Raw genomic sequence first — 20928 nt, forward strand, 5'->3', positions numbered from 1 at the left:
TACATCACATAATTACAGTTTAAACATCAATAAGTTGCAATTAAAATTTACACGCAAAAATAAGCAATAACGCAAACCGTGCATTTTTTAATTTTTAGCTGGTGTTTATTTCATTATTATAAAAATTAAAGCGCATTACTCATACGAACTTTTACTGACTTAAAGCCACTAAATTTTTAAACGTTATTTAAGGGCCTAAAGCTTGGCGTGTTGTTCGCGGTTTTATATACAGGAGTTTGCTTACACAAAGGGTCACATTTTAAAAATTGATAAACACCTGTTCTATCACTTACAATTGCTGTAACTGCTTATTATAGAGATTACTTTTGAAAATCTGGTTACGTCGAATTCACTTATACCTTGCCTTACTAAGTGGCCTTTTTTTGTTAATACTCAGTATTAGCGGCGCCATTTTACTTTATGCAAATGACATACAATATTATATTCAGCCCGACAAATGGCAGGTAGAACCACAAACCAAAACGCTTAGCCACGCAGAGTTAATCCGCGCAGTACAGCAGCAAACAGATAAAAAAATCACCCGCTTTATGCCCCTTAGTAACCCTAATGCCAGCTGGCAATTTAGATTAGGTGATGGCAGCAACGCCAGTGTGAACCCGTATACAGGCAAAGTAATTTTTCAATACCAAACAAATGACACGCTGTATGGTTTTACCCTTGCTTTGCATCGCTGGCTATTATTTGAAACAGTCTCTGGTGAAAAACCGCTAAAAAATGTGGTCTCTGTATGCGCCCTATTATTAATAATAAATGTGTTAGTGGGTTTTTATTTATGGGTAAAGCCTAAAAACCGCCTAAAACGACTGGCGATTAAACCTAAAGCCAAATTTAAAGTACTTATGTATCAGCTACACACCGTGATGGGTGTTTATGTTTTATTACCGCTATTGCTTATAGCCTTTACAGGTATCACCTTTAATTGGAAAAGCGCGACCAAAACATTAGTAGAAACCGTGGCATTTTCTCAAGTACAAAATAGGCCTAAAGCGCCAAAAGTGATAGCAAAATCAACAGCAAGTTTTAACTACGACCAAGCAATAAATAAAGCCCTTGATGTATTTCCTGAGGGGGTTTTGTATCGTATTTACTTACCTAAAAAACACAATGACCCAATCGCTTTACGCATACAAAACCCAGGAGAAAGCCATGCTTATAGCTGGGTGTGGGTAAATCCATACAACGCTAAAGTGCTTAGCGCGTATGATGCCAGTAAAGCAAATGCAGTCACCCATGTATGGAACTTTAAATATGTGTTTCATACTGGCGCATTTGCAGGGCCGATTGTAAAATTTGTATGGCTTTTAATATCACTGTCGTTAGCATTTTTTATACTCAGTGGTGTTTATTTATGGTGCAAACGGCACAAGTGGGTATAGAATTACCCGTTAAATGAAAATGCAAAACTGTACATAAACCAAGCAATAACGCAAATTTAAATAAGAATCAAAACCAATTGTAAATTAATGATTTTTATAGAAAAACTTGCAAAACACGCAAATTTAACTACACTATGCACAATTAAAATAGTTAAGGTGATTTATCATGAAAGGTAATCAAAAAGTAATCGATGCATTTAATACTTTGCTAGCCAATGAGTTAGCCGCAATTGACCAGTATTTTATTCATTCACGCATGTATGATGACTGGGGTTTAGATAAATTATATGTACGCCTTAACCATGAAATGGAAGAAGAAAAAGATCATGCTGATTGGCTAATCAAACGCATCTTGTTCTTAGAAGGCGTGCCTAACATGACTAAACGCCGTGACCTTTTAATTGGTAACGATGTAAAAAGCATGATGCAAAACGACTTAACATTGGAGCTTGAAGTAGTTGCATGTGTTAAAGAGGTAATTGCTATTTGTGAAGAGCAGCAAGATTATCAGTCTCGCGAAGTGTTAGAAAAGCTATTATTTGATACCGAAGAAGATCACGTTTATTGGTTAGAGCAACAACTTGGTCTAATTGATAAAATTGGTACGCAAAACTACCACCAAGCACAAATGGGCGAGTAAGGAGCATAAAGTATGAAAGGCGATAAAGACGTTATAGCAGCTTTAAATAAAGTACTCGCTAATGAGCTTGTGGGTATTAACCAATACTTTTTGCATGCCCGCATGTTTAAAGATTTTGGTTTTAGCCAGCTTGATAAAGCAGATTACAAAGTTTCAATTCAAAAAATGAAAAACGCCGATCGTTTAATCGAACGTATTTTATTTTTAGAAGGCTTACCTAACTTACAAGACCTAGGCCGTTTACGCATTGGCGAAAACAGCGAAGAAATGATTGCTGCAAATATGAGCTTTGAGCTTGATACAATTGATGATTTGCGCAGTGCAATTAAATTAGCTGAAAACAAAAAAGATTATATTAGCCGTGAAGCACTCGACAATATTTTGAACGAGCAGGAAGAACAAATTGACTGGCTAGAAACCCAGCAATTACTTATTCAAAATACGGGACTTGAAAATTACTTACAGTCTCAACTGTAAGGTAAATTTAGGTCATAAAAAAAGCAGCTTTATAAGCTGCTTTTTTTGTATTTGAATTTTGTAATAATGAATTAAGCAACTTGATCGGTAATATCTGCAATCTCAATAAGTTTGCGATTTAGGATCTTTTTAGTACAACAACAACACTTACCGCATTGGCTGCCTACTTTAAGCTCTTTAGTTAATTCACGCATGGTAGTTGCACCATCGTCAATTGTTTGCTCAATTTTTTTATCGGTCACCCCGTGACAAAGACAAATATACATGAATACAAACTACTCTCAATTTCATTTATTAGGTGCATATTAATCTAAACAATAATGGTTATCAATTGTTTGTGGAATAAAAATTAGTTATTTTTCAAAAAATGATCAGTGCCACTTAAATCGAGAATTCACGGCGCGTTGAGAACTTATTGATTTATAATGAAATATGGCACTTAAATTGAGATTTATTAACTAAATTACACTCTAAAAATAATTATGTTTTTTATTAGGTAAATTTCTTAAACAACGAGAAATCGCTTGAAAACATCTATTACAGTAAGTGATTTGAATTGATAATTTGCCTATCTGTTATACGAAAGCTAATCGGTTTACTTCGAGGTAGAGTTTATTTAGGCCGATGCTTTGCGGAGTAGCAACAGCGCATCTTTATTTTTCATTACATAAAGAACTTGTATTCATGGGCAGTTATAGCCGTGGATTGCATCACTCAATAATTACCGGCGGTCTGCTCTGTGCCATAAGCCGACCTTGAGACACATAGAGATTAAGACTGCAAAGATACGAAAGCGGAAGTTAGCTTTGGCCTGTTTAACGACAAATATTCCGACAAAGCAGTCATGACTATTAGTTTATTGTTAAATCTAATCTTTCTTTTCGTTCATCTACTCAATAACCCCACGCTAAACGTGACTTTAGCGTGGGGTTAGAGTTCACAGTAATTTTATCTTGATAGCTCTTTTATTTTTTTCTCTGAAAACCAGCGATATAAAACAGGTAAAACAAATAATGTTAACAGTGTTGCAGTTACCAAGCCGCCAACAATAACACTCGCTAATGGGCGCTGTATTTCTGCACCAACACCATTAGACATTAACATCGGTATCAAACCTAAAGCTGATGTTATAGCAGTCATAAGTACAGGTCTTAATCTTGAAGTAGCGCCTTCAAAAACGGCTTTAGATGCTTCTAGACCGTCTTTAATACGTTGGTTGATACTTTCTACCATAACGACCCCATTCAATACCGCTACACCAAATAAGGTAATAAAGCCAACGGAGCTTGGTACAGACAAGTATTGTCCAGATAAATATAAGGAGAAAACTCCGCCAATTACAGCAAGCGGCACGTTGACCAATATCAGCATAGCTTGACCAACAGAACCAAAGGCAAAGTAAAGTAGTAGTGCGATTAGTGCTAACGATAAAGGTACAACTATAGCTAACCTATTTTGAGCACGTTTTTGACTTTCGAACTGGCCGCCAATCGAAACAGAATAACCTGAAGGTAAGTCAACCTTTTCAGCAATTACCGTTCTGATATCGGCAACCACGCTTCCCATATCTCGATTTTGTACATTTGCTTGGATAACGACTCTTCGTTGTACATCATCGCGTCTAACTTGTGGTGGGCCTGACTCAAATGAGACTGAGGCTACGTCACCCAGTCGCACCCAAGCACCAGTAGGTGATTGAAGCCGAATATCAGCAATAGCTTCTTTGTTACTTCGGTACTCTTCCTCTATGCGAACGTAAATATCATAACGTTCATTACCATTGATTATTTGTCCGGCTGCAACACCACCAATACCATCACGCACAACCTCCATTATGTCACTCACAGACAATCCAAAGCGTGATAGTTCTTGCCTGTTAGGACTTATCACCAATTGCGCTTCACCAGCAATTTGCTCCAATGCAACATCCCTTGCACCTTCAATGTTTTTAATTGCTGTTTCTATTTCTTGACCTTTAGCCGCCAGTACCTCAAGTTCAGGCCCAAACAACTTTATCGCCAACTGAGCCTTAACACCAGATAGTAGCTCATCGACACGAGTCGCAATAGGTTGAGAAAAGTTGAGTAGCAACCCAGGGAATTCTTCTAAAGATCTCTCCATTTTTCCTTGAAGTTCATATCGATTAGATGCACTGGTCCACTCAGAAACAGGCTTCAACCCTATGTAAATTTCGATGTTATTCACTGGCTCTGGGTCTCCACCTATTTCTGCTCGACCAATTCGGCTTAATGCATAGGTTACTTCAGGAAAAGCCATTAGTTTTTCTTCTAGAATTGGTGCCACAGTGAGCGCGGTATCTAAACTGGAAGAAGGTGCAAGCGTTGCTCTTAAGTTTATCGTCCCTTCTTCTAACTCAGGTACAAATTCAGTACCAATTAATGGAACTAATGCAAAGGCAGAGAAAACTAATATAAGTGCGGCTGAAATGACTAATTTGGTGCGTTTTAGTGCGAATGTAAGCCCTTTTCTGTAGAGTTTGTCTAATGGCCTAAGAACAAAGCTTTCCCTCTCTTTTACACCTGACTTAAATAAATAAGTAGCTAAAGCGGGTACAAAAAACAACGCAACCACAATAGCAGATATAACAGCTAAAATGATGCTTATTGCCATAGGTTGAAATAACTTTGCCTCAACACCTTCAAAGCTAAATAAAGGCGTAAATACGACTAAAATAATAGAAGCTGCAAAAAATACGGGACGAGCCACTTCTTTACCCGCATTTTGAAGACGTAACTTAATACCATGCTCATCTTGTTCTACATCATGTGGATCAGTATCAGCACTAGGCACTCTTTCTTTTACAGTTTTTAAATGGGTAGAGTCTGGTCTATTTAAATGCTTAAACATGTTTTCAACCATCACGACTGAACCATCAACTAGCATACCAATGGCTACGGCAATGCCCCCCAATGACATAAGGTTTGCAGAAATGCCCCACCAAGCCATGATCATTAACGCGATACCAATTGAAATTGGAATAGATATTAGGACAAGGAAGGTTGCACGTATATTCATTAAAAATAGTGCTAATACAATACAGATGAAAATAAATGCTAGTAATAGTGCATCAACTACTGTATCAACGGCTTTTTCAATCAAATCAGCCTGATCATAAAATGGTTCAAAGCGAACACCTTTAGGCAATGCTTGATTAATCAATGGGATTCTTGCATTGATACTATCAATGGTGGCTTTAGTATTAGACCCCATGCGTTTTAAGACAATGCCAGAGACAACTTCACCTAAATTTTCGACTTTACCGTCTTCGGTTTTGCGCGTCATTGTGACAGCGCCTTGACGAATTTCACTGCCCATTTCAACTTTAGCAATATCCGAAACCGTCACAACTGTCCCATCAACTGTTTTGACGGGAACTTGTTTGATATTACTAATACCAGCGTCACCACTTTCAAACCAACCTGCACCTCTAATAACAAGCTGCTCTTGCCCACGGTTCATATACCATCCGCCAACATTGGCATTGTTGTTATCTAGGGCACCAACAACGTCTTCTTGCGTTAGGTTATAAGAAAGAAGCTTAGATGGATCTACATTTACTTGGTACTGCCTAACAATACCTCCAAAGGAGAGTACATCAGTAACACCATCGACAGGCATAACGAGTAATTTTACTACCCAATCATTGAGACTCCTGAGTGCCATAGCATCATAGCCTGCATCTTTATCTGAAATAAGAAGGTACTGAAATACTTGGCCTAGCCCTGAGGTGTTTGGCCCCATTTCGGGTGTGCCGACACCTTCTGGTATCAGTTCTTTTGCGGCTTGAAGACGCTCAAATACGAGTTGTCTTGCAAAGTAAATGTCGGTGCCTTCTTTGAAAACAACCGTGACGCCAGACAAGCCTGTTTTAGAAATTGAGCGCACTTGTTCTACATCAGGTAAGGCATACATGACCGCTTCAATGGGGTACGTAATGAGTTGTTCAACTTCTTCAGCAGCTAGTCCTGGCGCTTCAGTATTTACAGCAACTTGAACATTAGTAACATCAGGAAAGGCATCTAAATTTAGTTTTGGTATAACCATAATTGCGCCGACAATTGTGGCAAACAGCGCAATCAAAATCAGGAGTCTATTATTAACAGACCAATCTATTATTTTATTAAACATAGTCTTACTCCTTAGTGGTTATGCGGATCAAATCCGCCTTTAGCGATTTCAGAAGCAACAAAAAATGCGCCTTTGGTTACAATTCGCGTCCCACTATCAAGGCCAATGATTTCCCTAAAATCACCTAAGGCTCGGCCTAGTTCTACTTCTACAGCTTTAAATTCTCCAGGGTGGTCTTCGACAAATACGGTCCAATCACCATCTGCGCTGCGGATCAATGCTTCTTCTGGCACAGCCATCACTTTCTGCTTTGTGGCAAACTGAAAGTAAACTTTTACAAACATACCTGAATGAAGGTTATCATCAGCATTCTGTACCCCCAATCTAATAATTCTTGTACGAGTTACGGGATCAATTGTATGGGCTTCTTGGATAACTTTGGCATTGTAACTCTGGCCTTCTAATTTAAGTACCGCAGGAGAATCAATTGATAAATTTAGCTTTTTATTTGGAGAAACTTTTGCTTCAACCCATAGTTGTTTTTCATCAGCTAACAACATGACTGAATCCCCAGCATCAACACGTTGCCCTTGGATAAAGTCGTCTTGAAGCACGACACCTTCACGGTGCGCCGTTAATGCATATTGTCCAAATGCTTTAATGTCTTTGTTAGAAATACCATTTATTGCTTTTTCAGTTAACCCTAAAGCAATGAGCTTGCCATAGCTCGCATTGTATGTTGTTTCAGCTTGTAATAATCGACTTTCACTCACCGTCTTATTACCCAGCTTTTTTACACGTTGCCATTCGGTTGAAGCGATTAAATAGTCAGCTTGTGCTTGTGCCATTGCTTCACTAAATAATGTAACTAACTTCTGACCTATTTCTACATACTCGCCAAGCGCTGCATGGCGACTGATAATGACTGACTCTGTACGTGGTGATACCACATAACTTTTATAGCCATTAGCTTTTATTTCGCCAGGTGCATATACGGAGCTAAATTGATATTCAGGCTTAACACTTTCCACTTTAATGTTAGCAAGCGACATCTTCTTTGGATCAATAGTGATACCTTCTTCATGTTCTTCTTCTCCCTCTCTATTACCACCTTCATGGCCGTGCTCGTCATGGTCACCTTTATCTTCTTCATGTCCCTTTTCGTGTTCATGCTCATCTTGATGTTCTTTTTCTTCTTGTTTCGAAACGTTTGTGACAGAACCAGTTCCATCTGACGACTGTGCAAAAGCATCATGATTTGTAGTAAACCCAACTAACAGGCTGCTAATTACTACGGCTAAAAATTTTTTACTAATTACTGTATTCATTTTTGTAACCTATATTTTTAATAAATTTAAGATTTCGTTTTTCGCTACTGAAAAAACAAAGCGCTCAAATCTCAAATTTGGATAACTGACCCATACTTAAAATGAAGGATATTTCTGCAAGCTTGAATTGATTTTCCAAACGTATTCCTGCATGAAGCCCTTCCGCACGTTGATTTAATGCAAGTAAGTAGTCAGAAGTATTAATGTCACCAGCTTCCCAGCGCTTATTTAATAAGTTTTCGCTGCTATCTAATCTGCCTTTTGTCAGTTTTTGCCATTGCTCATAGTATTTTTTACTGACAATAAGCGATTCATAATTAGCTTTTGCTTCAAATGACTGCTTTCGATAAACCGACCGAAACTTAGCCTCTGCTGCAATTGCTTCTGAATAAGCGGCTTTAACAGTATCTGAATAGTTATTTCTGATATTTAAAGGAATTGAGAAAGTCACGCCAATCAAGTCTTCATCTCCACTTTTCCCTGCGTTAACTCCAATGGTTGGATTGGCTTTAGATTCCATAGTGGTTAGTTGAGCTTTAGATTGTTTTAGCTTCCATTGCGCTCTAGCGAGTTTAACTTTTGGATGTTCCTCAACCCACTGAGAGTTAAATGAATAGTTTGTTGCTCCAAAAGTAAATGAAAACAAATTGGTAGTATTAGGCGTCCAATCAGGCAATAACTCCTGAACATTTACCTCTGCATTTTTCAAAGCAATTTGCGACTCAGATATTTCACTGAAAACTTGGGACAAGTTTAAATAAACCAGTTCAGCGTCAAGTGGCTCTAGAAGTCCTGCTTTTCGCTTATCTTCAACAATTCCAACGAGCGTTTGTAATTGATTTTCTCTTACTGAAAGTAACTGAGCCACCTTTTTTGCTGCTTGCCAATTAACTATTGCAGTTAAAGCGTTAGCCTTTTTAGAATTGAGTAGAGATAACAATTGTTGCTGGTTTGCATAAACACCAATTTCACCAATGCTTTTATTTGCTGATTGCTTATCCCAAAAATCAATCGTTTGACTGATACCAATAGAATAATTATCAAAATCACCCTCTTTTTCATAGCTTGCTTCAAGCTCTGGGTTATATACGGCTTTAGTTAAGCTCTTGGCTCTATGATTACTTGCATTAAGTAACTCTTTAGCCGCAACAACTTCGGGATCTTTATTTATTTGACTATCTAGCCATGAAATACTTTTCTGTTTGGCATAAGTGGCAACTGAAAAACTCACAGCCATGCATAAAGACAGGACTAAACCTGCATTTTTTAAATATATATACATAAAAATTCTTAATTTTAAAATTAATAAACACGAAACCTTTATCCATTATTAAAGGATAAATAGGTCATTAAAAATTAATCTAATTAAGAAATAGGCGGACGAAGTATCGCTTCAAGAAAGGTACTTGTTTGATCAATTTGATAAGGAGTTTTATTGATAATATTTAGCTTACCATCGACATTTGAATTACTGACTAAAATCCAAGATAAATGGCTGCCACTGCAATGTCCGCAGTGATGACAATCCTTTACATCGTGCTGTTCATCATCTGTATTATCATTTAAAACATTTCGATCATCTGCATGATCATGTTGAGTTTGAAGGTGCTCTATATCTATCTGGTGATTCTCAGGTGTTGCGGATACAACAGCAGTTAACGATTGCAAAACAATCGAAACGACTAATAGTATTTTTAACGCAACATTGAATTTCAAAATAAACACCTACTTAAATATGAAAAATTATCATATCAAAAAAAGGTTTTCTAAACTAGGCATGCGCATGTTTTTCATGCTCGTCACGGCAAGTTTCTTGAGGAAACTCAAACTCAATGGTTGTATGAGATAAATTATAAGAAGAAAGTTCCTTAGCCACTTGTTGTTTTAGCCTAATTAATTTATCAACCTCAAAGTTATGGGCTAACTCTAGGTGAGCAGTTAATACGTGACTTTCCCCGTCTAATGACCAAAAGTGCATATGATGAATCCCATTAATTTCAGGTATAGCCTTTATCGCTTTTTCAATATTATTCTGCACTTCTTCATCAGGTGTAGCTTGAAGAAATAGTGCCAATGTTGTTTTCAGGTTTTTCAAAACGTTAAACAATATAAACAGTGTAAAGCCTATAGAAAGCAAAGGATCTAATATGGGTAGATCTACAAAAAGCAGCACGATAGAAACAATTAGGACTGCAACCCAGCCAAGTACGTCTTCAAGCAAATGCCACGTAAGTACTTTTTCGTTCAGCGTTTTACCCGCTTTTAGTTTAAATACTGCATACCCATTAACAGCAACCCCAAGTAATGCAAGACCCAACATTCCTTCAGCCATTGGCATTTCAGGATTAGATAATCTTGGTATTGCTTCAAATAGCACCCAGACAGAACCAATAACTAATACAATACTGTTAATTAATGCGCCAAACAGGGTAAGACGACGATAACCATAGCTAAATCTATCGGATGCTTCTTTATCCGAGAAACGACTCAGTATCCAAGCGAATCCTATAGATAAACTGTCACCCAGGTCATGTACAGCATCAGCCATAATAGCGGTACTGTTGGTTAGCCAACCACCAATAAATTCGATAATAGTAAATGAAACATTAAGGAAAAATGTCCAACCTATACGGTCGTCTTTTCCATGCGAATGGCTATGGCTATGATCGTGCATTTTCCACCTCAAGAACTTTTAAATTTCTTACATTGACTACGTTAAAATTGATAAAGTGACGGATCACTCGTTGATACATCCAACGTTTGATTCCTGATAAGTTAGTTCCTTTTTCGAGATAAAACTCATCAGGGGAATTATAAACACCAAAATCATCATGAATACCTTCTTTTTGTATATAGGTATCTTGACCACGCCAATCTGTATCTGGCGAAGAGAAACACTTTGTTGCAACACCATAACCACAAAATTCGTTTTTTATTTGACTAAATTTGTGCTGTAGTGAACTTAAATATTGTTCATCTAATATAAAGCCTTCTAAGTTTATCCAACGATCCTTGAAATAAACTTCAATCCAACTATGAATGATATATTTAGGTGCTAACCAAAATACATAAGTTGGAATAGCTCCTTTTTGTAATCGCTGCTCAATAGTAAAGCCGTGAAAACGACATTGAATACCTAATCCTCGTAACAAAGCCATCAGCAGGTTACCCTTGGTATTGCATTGTCCGTAACCATCGGCTAAAACACTGCTTGCTGAAATATCATCACTCTCATTGTAACCAAATAATATTTCATCTTTAACAAATTGGTAGGCTGCACCAATTTTGTTGAAGTCATCGAGTTCTTGCCAATTACGCTCAGAAATTAATGATTGAATTGTAGAGTGTTCAAAATTTACTATCTTGGTTTTTTCTAGATATTTGCTATTCATTGATGTTTCCTTACTTTGAACAACCAAAGGTTGATTGTTTATCTTCATTTGGTGTTTAACGTGTTTTCTCAGCAACAGCTAATTCTTGTTTAGCATCGCTTAGTATTCGGTAAGCGCCTCGAAGAATTAACATTGAAATGATGCTACCAATGACGATATCAGGCCAACGCTGTTTCAGCACCATAACGAGTATGCCTGCGATAACGACACCAAGATTTGCAATTACATCATTCGCTGAAAATATCCAGCTAGCTCTCATATGTACTTCATCGTTGTTGTGCTTTCGAATAAGGATGAGACAAATCACATTTGCAACTAAAGCAACCATGCCTACGCCAATCATAAACCAAGAGTGAGGCTCACTTTCACCATACAGCCTTCTAGCAATATCCATTAGAATTAACACGCCTAACCCCAGTTGGAAATAGCCACTCACTAAAGCAGCATTAGCCTTATGTTGGATTGACTTTCCCACCGCGTATAGTGCAATTGCATAGACGATTGCATCCGCTAGCATGTCTAACGAATCTGCAATTAAAGCCGTTGATTCTGATAACCAACCAAAGCCAATTTCAAAAACAAACATCGAGGCATTGATAGCCAGAAGCCAATAAAGCACCGTTTTTTGCTGGTTATCTTTTAGCTCAACTTCACACCCACAATCGCTCATTTTCATCTCCGATTAACTTGTATGCTCTAACTATAAATCCTATAGTGACTATAGGGTCAAGTTTATTTGGAAATTTTATGAAAATTGGTGAGTTATCGAAAACATCGGGGTATTCAGTACAAACCATCCGATATTATGAAAAGGAGGGCTTGCTGTCAGATCCTGATCGCACTGAAGGGAATTTCAGGTTGTATTCTAATAAGGCATTTAAAGAGCTAGAGTTCGTAAAGCATTGTCGAAGTTTAGATATTCCGCTTAATGATATTAAGCGACTCATTGAATTAAAAAACAAGCCAGAGGAGAGTTGCTCTAGTGTAAATGCATTAATTGATCGACAACTAACTTTAGTTAATCAACGAATGAAGGAATTGAATGCACTCAAAAAAGAGTTAAAACTAATGGCAAGCTCTTGCGGGTCTGACGGTACAATTGAAGTCTGTGGCATTATCAAGTCATTAGATAGTTGAACTAAATATAACTTTAGATTAGTAGTATTCACAAAGGCAATAATGAAAACCATTGGCAAATTAGCACAATCATTAAATTTAAATGTAGAAACCATTCGTTTTTATGAACGAGAAGGACTGATTACACAACCTGAAAAACCAATATCTGGTTATAGACAATATGACGAATCAATAGCAGGACAACTTAGGTTTATCACAAAAGCCAAAGCGCTCGGCTTTACGTTAAGAGAAATAAAATCGCTAATGTCTATGGACAGCAACTGCGCTCAAGTTGAGCTATTAAACCGACAAAAGTTAGCAATCATTCGAGACAAAATTAATGACCTTCAACGTTTAGAGAAAGTAATTGTGGGTATGACAAATACCTGTATGCAAAACGAAGATCCAACACATTGCCCCATAATTGACTCATTAAAATGATTGACTCCGTACTTGTATACGGAGTTTAGAATGATGGTAATATCAACCAATAGACTTTCAAATGATAAATAAAATATTAGACAGAGTAGGCTCTAGTGGCGTTTGGCTAGCGGCACGGCCTGCTTCCCTGCATTAAGGTCACTTGCATCGGCATTAGGACTAGGCTTCTTCTCTCACTTCGAAGGAATAGCTGTAAATACGCTTTTACCTATTTTTGCATCTTTGGAACTATTGGTAAACTTATACAACTGGCACAAAAATAAAAACCATACCAGAGCTGTCTTCAGCATTCTAGGGCCTGTAGCAGTGCTATTAACGCTTTATCCTCTTTGGCTATATGATTGGAGCACATACCTATTTTACTTTGGTATTTGCTTAATGGTCGTTATGTCGGTTTTGGATATCGTAAAACCAGTAAGGGAGCAAACATGCAACGTATGGCTAATTGCCGTCGTTGAAACGATTAACGGTCAATGTCTGCTTTTCGCTCAAATAAGCCCCCGAAAAGTGGCTCATATAGCTATCTAGGTTAACGCTTTCGAAAAACAGAAGTAAATTTCCTATAACTACCTTGGAAGCACTAGAAACGGAAGTTTGCTTCCGAAATATAGTAATATAGGCTTACAAATCGGAAGTTTACTTCCGTTTTGTACTTTAAGTTTATAAACCGGTGTTTAATGAAAGCTGGGAAGTCTAGAGGTACAAGCAAACATTGGGTTATTAAATTTAATAATTAGCTTTTAGCTAAATTTAGAAAAACTTTAAAGCTGGTAGTTTGATTATTTGAACTGACCTCTATATTTCCACCGTTTGCTTGCGCTAGAGCTTTAACTATTGCAAGCCCTAAACCAGCTCCATCGCTGTGTCGTTGGCGCGATTTATCGGGTCGATAAAAGCGGTCAAATAAATAAGGTAAATGCTCAGAAGGTATTCTCTCCCCAGTATTAATCACTGAAATACATATTTTTTCAGCGGTAAATATTTCACTATTTACTGTGATTGATGAGCCTTTTGGGGCATACCTTATTGCATTGGATAGGAGGTTTGATAATAATTGGCGAAAGTGTAATTTGTCACAATAAAAACAAAGGTTTTGACCTTTTTTCTTAAATGTAATCAATGAGTCTTCAGCCAAAGCATCAAAGTACTCAAATAATGCTTCAATTTCATCATGGCTTTTTAGAGTATTTTGAACGGGTTTAACCAGTCCATTCTGAGTTTTTGCAAGCCAAAGCATATCACTAACCATCTTAGTTAGTCGTTCCAGCTCTTCTAGATTAGAAAACAATAATTCTTGATACTCTAACAACTGTCTTTTTTTAGATAAACCAACCTGTGTTTGAGTGATTATATTTGTTAGTGGAGTACGTAACTCATGCGCAATATCACTAGAGAAATTTGATAAACGAATAAATTCACCTTGGAGCCTGTCGAGCATCGAGTTAAACGACTGCACCATATTAACAAGCTCAATAGGCACTTTATTTTCATCAAGCCTTACATCCATCTTATTAGTTTGGATGTCATGCATTTTCTGACTCAAACCTCGTAAAGGGTTTAATCCTTGATGTATAGCAAACCAAGCCACCAATAAAATGAGTACCGCAGAGCCAAACATAATAGCCCAAAGGCTTTGTTGAAATTGATTGAGAAAGTGTAAATGAAAGCTCATGTCTATCGCTGTAGTAATTTTGTATTGCTGTTGCCCAGTACTTAAATTACTCACCAGAGCTCGGTAGGTGTGGGTATCATTTTGCCATGAGGTAATGTTGTTACGGTTAAAGCCAGCTGAAGCCTTAGCACTCATTACAAAATCACTAAAATCTCGTTCAGAACTTTGAAAAATGAGCTCTCCTTTTGCGGTATTTACCTGATAGTAAACACCGTGATGACCCGCTACAGCGTTAGATAATTCATTTTTAAGTTTCAGGTTTGATTTATACTGTTGTCTTAAAACTAATTCAATAGATTGATTAATAACATGCAGTTCACTACTATCTTGCTTGAAAAAATGATGTTTTATCGAACTATTTATTAAGGTGGCAACTAAAGTTAAGCACGCAATAACGGTTACAGCCACAAACAACACAACACGTATCGTAAGTGATAAAGGCCGTGACTTAATAGCCATCAGTTTCAACCTCTAATTTATAGCCCATACCACGAACCGTATGAATTAATTTAACAGTAAAGTCATCATCAACTTTTGCTCTTAGCCTACGAATGGCAACATCAATCACATTGGTGTCGCTATCAAAATTCATATCCCATACTTGAGAAGCAATTAACGAACGTGGCAGTACTTCACCTTCGCGCCGTAACAATAGTTCAAGTAAGCTAAACTCTTTATTACTCAATAAAATACGCTTGCCTGCACGTTGTATTTTTCGCTTTGGAATATCCATTTCTAAATCAGCAACTATCAGTATATCGTCAACTGTTTGTACTACACCACGGCGAATAAGAGTGCGTACTCTTGCTAAAACTTCAGCAAAAGCAAAAGGCTTTATTAAATAGTCATCAGCACCAAGTTCGAGCCCCTTTACTCTATCGTCTATACTATCGCGAGCAGATAAAAATAGTACTGGGGTTTTGTTATCTGCTTCACGTAGCGACTGTAAAATTTTCCAACCGGATACGTCAGGTAACATGACATCAAGTATTATTACATCAAATAAGTCGGTCATTGCTAGGTGATGACCGTCAAGACCATTGCGCGCCAAAGAAACCTGAAAACCAGCTTCACTTAGTCCCTGTTTTAAATAATCTCCTGTCTTTGATTCATCTTCAACAACTAATAAGCGCATACAATTCCTTCATTAAAGTCCTAACAACTACCTCTGCAAATATTATGCAGTATCTGTCACTACAGCAACATGACACCAACATTACAACTTTGTAATGTTCGCGTCATGTTTAAGACAGGTCTACTTTCTATACTCAATACATATTCTGGTATGAAGGAGTAAGGAAATGGGGTTTAAAAAGTCATCACAACAGGTTAGCACACCACGAAGACGATTTGTTCAAGGCTTAATTGCAGGAGGTGTACTTGCTGCTTTTCCGAGTGTATTACATGCTGCATCATCTTTAGTAGCAGGAACAATAACAGGCACTGTGCCCGAACTTAGCGGCAAAGTAATTGATCTGGTTATAGATGAATCGCCGGTTAACTTTACTGGCGTAGTACGTATGGCGACAACTATCAATGGCTCTATACCCGCCCCTACCTTGCGCCTCAAAGAAGGCGATGACGTTACTATTAGAGTAACAAATAAGTTATCAGTACCGAGTTCAATTCATTGGCATGGCATTATTTTACCGTATCAAATGGATGGCGTACCTGGTATCAGTTTTAAAGGGATTATGCCTGGCGAAACCTTTGTTTATAAATTTAAATTACAACAAAGCGGTACATATTGGTATCACTCACATAGTGGCTTTCAAGAAATGACTGGCATGTACGGTGCATTAATTATTGAACCGCGAGAAAAAGATATTATTAGTGCAGATAACGAGCATGTTATTCAATTATCTGATTGGACTGATGATGACCCAATGGCGCTGTTCCGCAAATTAAAAATACAGAGTGATGTATTTAACTTCAATCAGCCCACTGTTCCAGAATTTTTTGATGACGTTTCAAATAGCAGTGTTTCGAATGCTTTGCAACGCCGCAAAATGTGGAATCAAATGAGAATGAATCCTACAGATTTAGCTGACTTATCTGCATCAGCAATGACCTTTTTAATGAACGGTAGTACGCCAATGTCAAATTGGCGAGGAATGTTTAAAGTTGGAGAAAAAGTAAGACTTAGGTTTATTAATGGCTCAAGCAATACTTTTTTTGACGTTCGTATTCCCGAACTAAAACTAACAGTTGTACAAGCTGATGGGCAAAACGTTGAACCAGTGACAGTTGATGAATTTAGATTCGGCCCTGGTGAGACCTACGACGTAATTGTTGAGCCTAAAAATGATGCCTATACGATTTTTGCTCAAAGTATGGATCGCTCTGGTTACGCAAAAGGAACTTTATCAAGCTCGCCTAATATTGATGCGCCAGTACCTGCACTTGACCCTGTTGAATGGTTAACGATGACCGATATGATGGGCAATATGACCCACGGCGGTGAGCATTCTGCAATGGCAGGTATGGCTGGCATGTCAGGTATGAACTCTAAAGAAATGGATCATAGCGCTATGGATCACGGTGCAATGGCGATGGATCATAGCAAACATGGTATGTCTGAAAACCCATTGGCAGTTGCCAGCCCTAAAGTGCGTCATGCAAAAACGGAGTATGGAGCTTCAGTTGATATGCGCGTTGATATGCCTAGAACAAATCTTGATGATCCTGGTATTGGTTTACGTAAAAATGGTCGCCGTGTTTTAACACTTGCAGATTTACACTCACTTGAAGGGATCACTAACCAGCAAGAGCCAGAAGCTGAAATTGAGCTGCATTTAACCGGAAATATGGAACGTTATAGCTGGTCATTTGATGGCTTAGAATTTGGTAAAAGCACGCCAGTGCATATGAAGCATAACCAACGTTTAAGAGTTATTTTACAAAACGATACCATGATGACGCACCCTATGCATCTGCATGGTATGTGGAGTGATTTAGAAAACGAGCAAGGTGATGTGCAAGTGCGACGTCATACAATACCTGTTCAACCCGCACAAAGAATCAGCTTTTTAACCACCCCTCACGATGTAGGGCGCTGGGCTTGGCATTGTCATTTATTATTCCATATGGATGCCGGCATGTTTAGAGAGGTAGTCGTATCATGAAACAATTAAAACTATCTAAATCATTTAGTTTATTAATGTTAACTGGGGCTTCATTAATTAGTTTCCCTTTATTAGCGCAAAGTGAAATGGCACAAATGAATAGCGCTAAGATGCAACCACAAGGAGGAAGTGCACCTAAAGATGCAAGAGACCCCCATGCTTACTCTGCGGGAACAACTTTAACAGAAGGCCCATATGCGCTTGAGGGCAATGAGCGATTAACACTCGCTGATGAGCATCCATTTTACGCATTACTAGGCGATCGTCTTGAATATAACGAGCAAGCAAACGCAGGTGTATTTGACTTACAAGCATGGTACGGCACTACCTTTGATCGATTGGTAATTAAAACCGAGGGTGATTTCAGCGAAGGAAGTATTGAAGAAAACCAAACCGATATTTTATGGGGTCACGCCGTATCAGCATATTGGGATACTCAAGCAGGTGTTCGTCTTGATTACAATAAAGAAGGTGAAAATCGGCAATGGTTGGCTTTTGGCTTACAAGGTTTAGCCCCTTATTGGTTTGAACTTGATATGACAGCATACGTAGGTGAGCGAGGCAATACCGCATTTACGTTAGAGGCAGAGTACGAACTACTACTCACGCAAAAGCTAATTATACAACCGCGAGCCGAAATTACACTTTATGGCAAAAACGATAAACAAAACGAGCTTGGAAGTGGCCTATCAAGCAGCGCGATTGGCTTTAGGGTTCGTTATGAATTTACACGCCAGTTTGCGCCCTATATTGGCGTTGAATGGAGCAATAAATTTGGCAATACCGCCGACTATGCCACATCAAGTGGACAAAGTAGCAACAACACCGCATTTGTTGCGGGTATTAAATTTTGGTTTTAATCATTTTAAATAAGAGGTAATAATGAAATTTTTTAATTCTGCAGTAGCCATTTTAGGTTTAGTGCTTACATTTTCCGCATCAGCGCATATATCACTCAAGCAATCAATACCTGCACAAGAAGCCATGTTAATGCAAGGACCAGAGGAACTTTCGTTAATTTTTAGTGGTGAAGTAAGGCTAGCAAAAGTCATCATCAAAGATGAAAAAAATAAAACAATAAACTTTGATTTCAAACCCAGCGCCACCCCAAGCACAGACTTTAATTGGTCATTACCGAGCCTAGCCCAAGGCACTTACACGGTTAAATGGACAGCACTGGGTGGTGATGGACATAAAATGACTGGCACGTTTAGATTTATGGTACATAAAAATGAATCGCATAAGATGATGCAAGAACAATCTAATACCCACAGCAAACATAATCATTAAGTAGCAACATCATGCAATTAAGTGAATGGTCAGTGCTCTTACTATTATTAAAACTAGCAAGCTATATAGCAATTGTAGGGCTTGCGGGCACTTTATTAATGCGCTTTATGTGTGGCAACAGCAATGTTGCAGGGCATCACTTAATTAGCTTTCATCAGTTCTTAAAACGTTGGCAAATTACGTGTGTAGTTACAGGTAGTATTGCTGCACTTTTACAAGTACCTATAGAAGCTGGAGCAATGGCTGAATCAGGCTTTATGGGAATGTTTGACCCCTTTATGCTTGAAATTGTTTGGCAATCAGTCATAGGTGACCAAGCAAGGTTTAGAATACCAGCGCTTATTATTGCTCTAATTAGCGTATGTATGTGGAATGTGGAATCAGATGATAACGTAACAGGTTATAAAAACGGTGCCGTTATACTAATTATGCTTGGGTTTATCGCTTATAGCTTCACTTTTACTGGGCACAGTACAAACGAAAATGGGTTAGTGAAAAGTATTTTAACCTTTCACCTTATTGCCATTGCGAGCTGGTTAGGGTCATTGTGGCCGCTTTACAAAAGCTGCACTTTACTACCTACCAGTGAAGTAAAGCGGTTAATGCATTACTTTGGTCAACTCGCTATTGTTATTGTATTTGTACTACTTATTTCGGGCTTAACTCTGCTCCTGCGGTACCTAGAGTCATTTTCTGCATTGTTTACATCAGATTATGGGCAACTAATATTATTAAAGCTGTTACTCGTCAGCGCGATGCTGTTCCTAGGTGCATGGCATAAGCTTTTTTTAGTCCCGCAAATCACTCAACAACACCATATAAGTATATTAAAACGCTCGATTACTGTTGAAATAGTAATTGCCCTGTTTGTACTTATTACAACAAATGTATTTACCACACTTGTTGGTCCGCCTATTTAACGATTAATAAAAAGGGAAACGTATGTTAATTAAATCCTTTAATTTAAAAATTTTATTGCTACTAATTTTTAGCACTGTTAGTTCTTTTACTGTTAGTGCACATGACGATGAAAAATATTCAAAAAAAGGCAAGGCCTTTGTCAATGTTGATAGCGAGGCTGCAAAAACAGTCAGCCTATTTCATGCATCTCTAAAACAAGGCAATCGCGAAGCTGCACGTAAATTACTGGCCGACGATGTCATCATTTTTGAAGGCGGAAGTGTTGAGCGTTCTGCAGATGAATACGCGAAACATCATATGATAGCGGATATGAAATTCTTAAGTGCTGTTAATAGTGAACTACTAGAGCATCAAGTTTACACAAATGGAGACATAGCTTACTCAATTTCAAGAAGTAAAACTCAAGGAAAGTACAAAGGAAAAGATATTAAGTCTATGGGAATGGAATCAATCACATTAAAAAACACCGATACAGGTTGGAAAATCACTCATATTCATTGGTCAAATTAAGGAGTTAACAATGCGAGTAATCTACATTACCTCAGCGTTATTTTTATCATTAACTATGTCATTTTCGGCGATAAGTATCGAAAAACAACATAAAGCATTAATAACTTATGAGAATTCAGAAAAACCTAAAATTGAGCTTACCGTTTATAAAAGTAAAAATTGTGGATGTTGTAATAAGTGGATTGCTCATTTGAGCGAAAACAATATTCAAACAAAAGCAATTAACGTCAATGACATGGGGACGATTAAATCTCAGTATCAAATAAAACCAAATATGCGGTCATGCCATACAGCCGTTTCAGCCGATGGATTTGTATTTGAAGGTCATGTTCCCGCCAAACATATAAAACAGTTTTTAGCTGAACAACATCCTGAAAAGACGATAGGGCTCTCTGTTCCCTCTATGCCTGCTGGTACGCCAGGTATGGAAATGGGCGATCGCTTTTATAAATATAATATTGAAATGCTTACGCACGATTTACAGCAGAATACTTATAAGCATATTAGCAAATACGCTGAGCAGTTTTAAC

General features: G+C 37.9%; 22 protein-coding genes. 12 read left to right on the forward strand and 10 right to left on the reverse strand.

Translation table 11 applies throughout. From position 1 onward, the window contains the following. Positions 1 to 326: 326 nt before the first annotated feature. The 3 genes from CWC04_RS04240 to bfr (CWC04_RS04250) all read left to right on the forward strand — a co-directional run bounded on the left by CWC04_RS04240 (position 327) and on the right by bfr (CWC04_RS04250) (position 2514). Complete coding sequence (locus tag CWC04_RS04240; protein WP_138684694.1) at positions 327 to 1397, forward strand: PepSY-associated TM helix domain-containing protein; 1071 nt, start codon at positions 327 to 329, stop codon at positions 1395 to 1397. Positions 1398 to 1563: 166 nt separating this feature from the next. After that, the gene (bfr, locus tag CWC04_RS04245) at positions 1564 to 2037 is read left to right on the forward strand and encodes a bacterioferritin (RefSeq protein WP_024031963.1); all 474 of its coding nucleotides are present in this window, start codon (positions 1564 to 1566) and stop codon (positions 2035 to 2037) included. Between the two features lie 12 nt (positions 2038 to 2049). Beyond that, a complete protein-coding gene (bfr, locus tag CWC04_RS04250) occupies positions 2050 to 2514 on the forward strand; it encodes a bacterioferritin (RefSeq protein WP_004588793.1) in 465 nt (154 codons plus the stop codon). A gap of 71 nt (positions 2515 to 2585) precedes the next feature. On the opposite strand, the gene CWC04_RS04255 is transcribed toward bfr (CWC04_RS04250), so the two are convergent. The 8 genes from CWC04_RS04255 to CWC04_RS04290 all read right to left on the reverse strand — a co-directional run bounded on the left by CWC04_RS04255 (position 2586) and on the right by CWC04_RS04290 (position 11993). Continuing rightward, positions 2586 to 2780: a (2Fe-2S)-binding protein gene (locus CWC04_RS04255; RefSeq protein ID WP_004588794.1), complete on the reverse strand. Its 195-nt coding sequence runs from the start codon at positions 2778 to 2780 to the stop codon at positions 2586 to 2588. 682 nt (positions 2781 to 3462) lie between these two features. Continuing rightward, positions 3463 to 6663, reverse strand: a complete 3201-nt coding sequence (locus CWC04_RS04260) for an efflux RND transporter permease subunit (RefSeq protein WP_138684695.1) — start codon at positions 6661 to 6663, stop codon at positions 3463 to 3465. A gap of 11 nt (positions 6664 to 6674) precedes the next feature. Beyond that, positions 6675 to 7931, reverse strand: coding sequence for an efflux RND transporter periplasmic adaptor subunit (locus tag CWC04_RS04265; protein ID WP_138684696.1), 1257 nt, complete (start codon positions 7929 to 7931; stop codon positions 6675 to 6677). Between the two features lie 64 nt (positions 7932 to 7995). Continuing rightward, positions 7996 to 9213 (reverse strand): TolC family protein, encoded by a 1218-nt coding sequence (locus CWC04_RS04270; protein WP_138684697.1) that lies wholly within the window; start codon positions 9211 to 9213, stop codon positions 7996 to 7998. A gap of 83 nt (positions 9214 to 9296) precedes the next feature. Further along, positions 9297 to 9647, reverse strand: a complete 351-nt coding sequence (locus tag CWC04_RS04275; RefSeq protein ID WP_024032402.1) for a hypothetical protein — start codon at positions 9645 to 9647, stop codon at positions 9297 to 9299. 55 nt (positions 9648 to 9702) lie between these two features. Then, entirely contained in the window at positions 9703 to 10605 is a 903-nt protein-coding gene (locus tag CWC04_RS04280; protein ID WP_138684698.1) for a cation diffusion facilitator family transporter, read from the reverse strand. Further along, positions 10592 to 11323 (reverse strand): transglutaminase-like domain-containing protein, encoded by a 732-nt coding sequence (locus CWC04_RS04285; protein ID WP_138684699.1) that lies wholly within the window; start codon positions 11321 to 11323, stop codon positions 10592 to 10594. The genes CWC04_RS04280 and CWC04_RS04285 overlap by 14 nt, the downstream gene beginning before the upstream one ends. 55 nt (positions 11324 to 11378) lie before the next feature. Then, positions 11379 to 11993: a cation efflux transmembrane domain-containing protein gene (locus CWC04_RS04290; protein ID WP_004588888.1), complete on the reverse strand. Its 615-nt coding sequence runs from the start codon at positions 11991 to 11993 to the stop codon at positions 11379 to 11381. A 77-nt stretch (positions 11994 to 12070) separates the two neighbouring features. Here CWC04_RS04290 and CWC04_RS04295 point away from each other — a divergent pair, with 77 nt between their 5' ends. The 3 genes from CWC04_RS04295 (at position 12071) to CWC04_RS04305 (ending at position 13408) form a co-directional block, all read left to right on the forward strand. After that, a complete protein-coding gene (locus tag CWC04_RS04295) occupies positions 12071 to 12460 on the forward strand; it encodes a Cd(II)/Pb(II)-responsive transcriptional regulator (protein WP_004588889.1) in 390 nt (129 codons plus the stop codon). A 42-nt stretch (positions 12461 to 12502) separates the two neighbouring features. Continuing rightward, positions 12503 to 12880 (forward strand): MerR family transcriptional regulator, encoded by a 378-nt coding sequence (locus CWC04_RS04300; protein ID WP_004588890.1) that lies wholly within the window; start codon positions 12503 to 12505, stop codon positions 12878 to 12880. Between the two features lie 102 nt (positions 12881 to 12982). Further along, positions 12983 to 13408 carry a MerC family mercury resistance protein gene (locus CWC04_RS04305; RefSeq protein WP_249326033.1) on the forward strand — a complete coding sequence of 142 codons (426 nt, stop codon included), beginning with the start codon at positions 12983 to 12985 and terminating at the stop codon, positions 13406 to 13408. Positions 13409 to 13613: 205 nt separating this feature from the next. Here the strand turns inward: CWC04_RS04305 and CWC04_RS04310 are convergent, their stop codons facing one another. Together CWC04_RS04310 and CWC04_RS04315 are read right to left on the reverse strand one after the other, a co-directional pair. After that, on the reverse strand, positions 13614 to 15011 hold the full coding sequence (locus CWC04_RS04310; protein ID WP_138684700.1) for a heavy metal sensor histidine kinase: 1398 nt from the start codon (positions 15009 to 15011) through the stop codon (positions 13614 to 13616). Beyond that, positions 15001 to 15687, reverse strand: coding sequence for a heavy metal response regulator transcription factor (locus tag CWC04_RS04315; protein WP_004588805.1), 687 nt, complete (start codon positions 15685 to 15687; stop codon positions 15001 to 15003). Before CWC04_RS04315 ends, CWC04_RS04310 begins: the two co-directional genes overlap by 11 nt. Before the next feature lie 166 nt (positions 15688 to 15853). Here CWC04_RS04315 and CWC04_RS04320 point away from each other — a divergent pair, with 166 nt between their 5' ends. From CWC04_RS04320 to CWC04_RS04345, 6 genes are read left to right on the forward strand one after another with little or no spacing between them, the layout of a single operon-like run. Continuing rightward, entirely contained in the window at positions 15854 to 17677 is a 1824-nt protein-coding gene (locus CWC04_RS04320) for a copper resistance system multicopper oxidase (RefSeq protein ID WP_138684701.1), read from the forward strand. Beyond that, positions 17674 to 18537: a copper resistance protein B gene (locus CWC04_RS04325; protein WP_055011431.1), complete on the forward strand. Its 864-nt coding sequence runs from the start codon at positions 17674 to 17676 to the stop codon at positions 18535 to 18537. Before CWC04_RS04320 ends, CWC04_RS04325 begins: the two co-directional genes overlap by 4 nt. 22 nt (positions 18538 to 18559) lie before the next feature. Next, on the forward strand, positions 18560 to 18967 hold the full coding sequence (locus CWC04_RS04330; protein WP_004588802.1) for a copper resistance CopC family protein: 408 nt from the start codon (positions 18560 to 18562) through the stop codon (positions 18965 to 18967). A gap of 11 nt (positions 18968 to 18978) precedes the next feature. Next, positions 18979 to 19887, forward strand: a complete 909-nt coding sequence (locus tag CWC04_RS04335) for a CopD family protein (RefSeq protein WP_138684702.1) — start codon at positions 18979 to 18981, stop codon at positions 19885 to 19887. Between the two features lie 22 nt (positions 19888 to 19909). Next, on the forward strand, positions 19910 to 20398 hold the full coding sequence (locus CWC04_RS04340) for a YybH family protein (protein ID WP_008109928.1): 489 nt from the start codon (positions 19910 to 19912) through the stop codon (positions 20396 to 20398). 10 nt (positions 20399 to 20408) lie between these two features. Continuing rightward, the gene (locus tag CWC04_RS04345) at positions 20409 to 20927 is read left to right on the forward strand and encodes a DUF411 domain-containing protein (protein ID WP_064387012.1); all 519 of its coding nucleotides are present in this window, start codon (positions 20409 to 20411) and stop codon (positions 20925 to 20927) included. Position 20928: the final 1 nt, after the last annotated feature.

The organism is Pseudoalteromonas sp. S2893, assembly GCF_005887105.1.
GTDB classification, from domain to species: domain Bacteria; phylum Pseudomonadota; class Gammaproteobacteria; order Enterobacterales; family Alteromonadaceae; genus Pseudoalteromonas; species Pseudoalteromonas atlantica.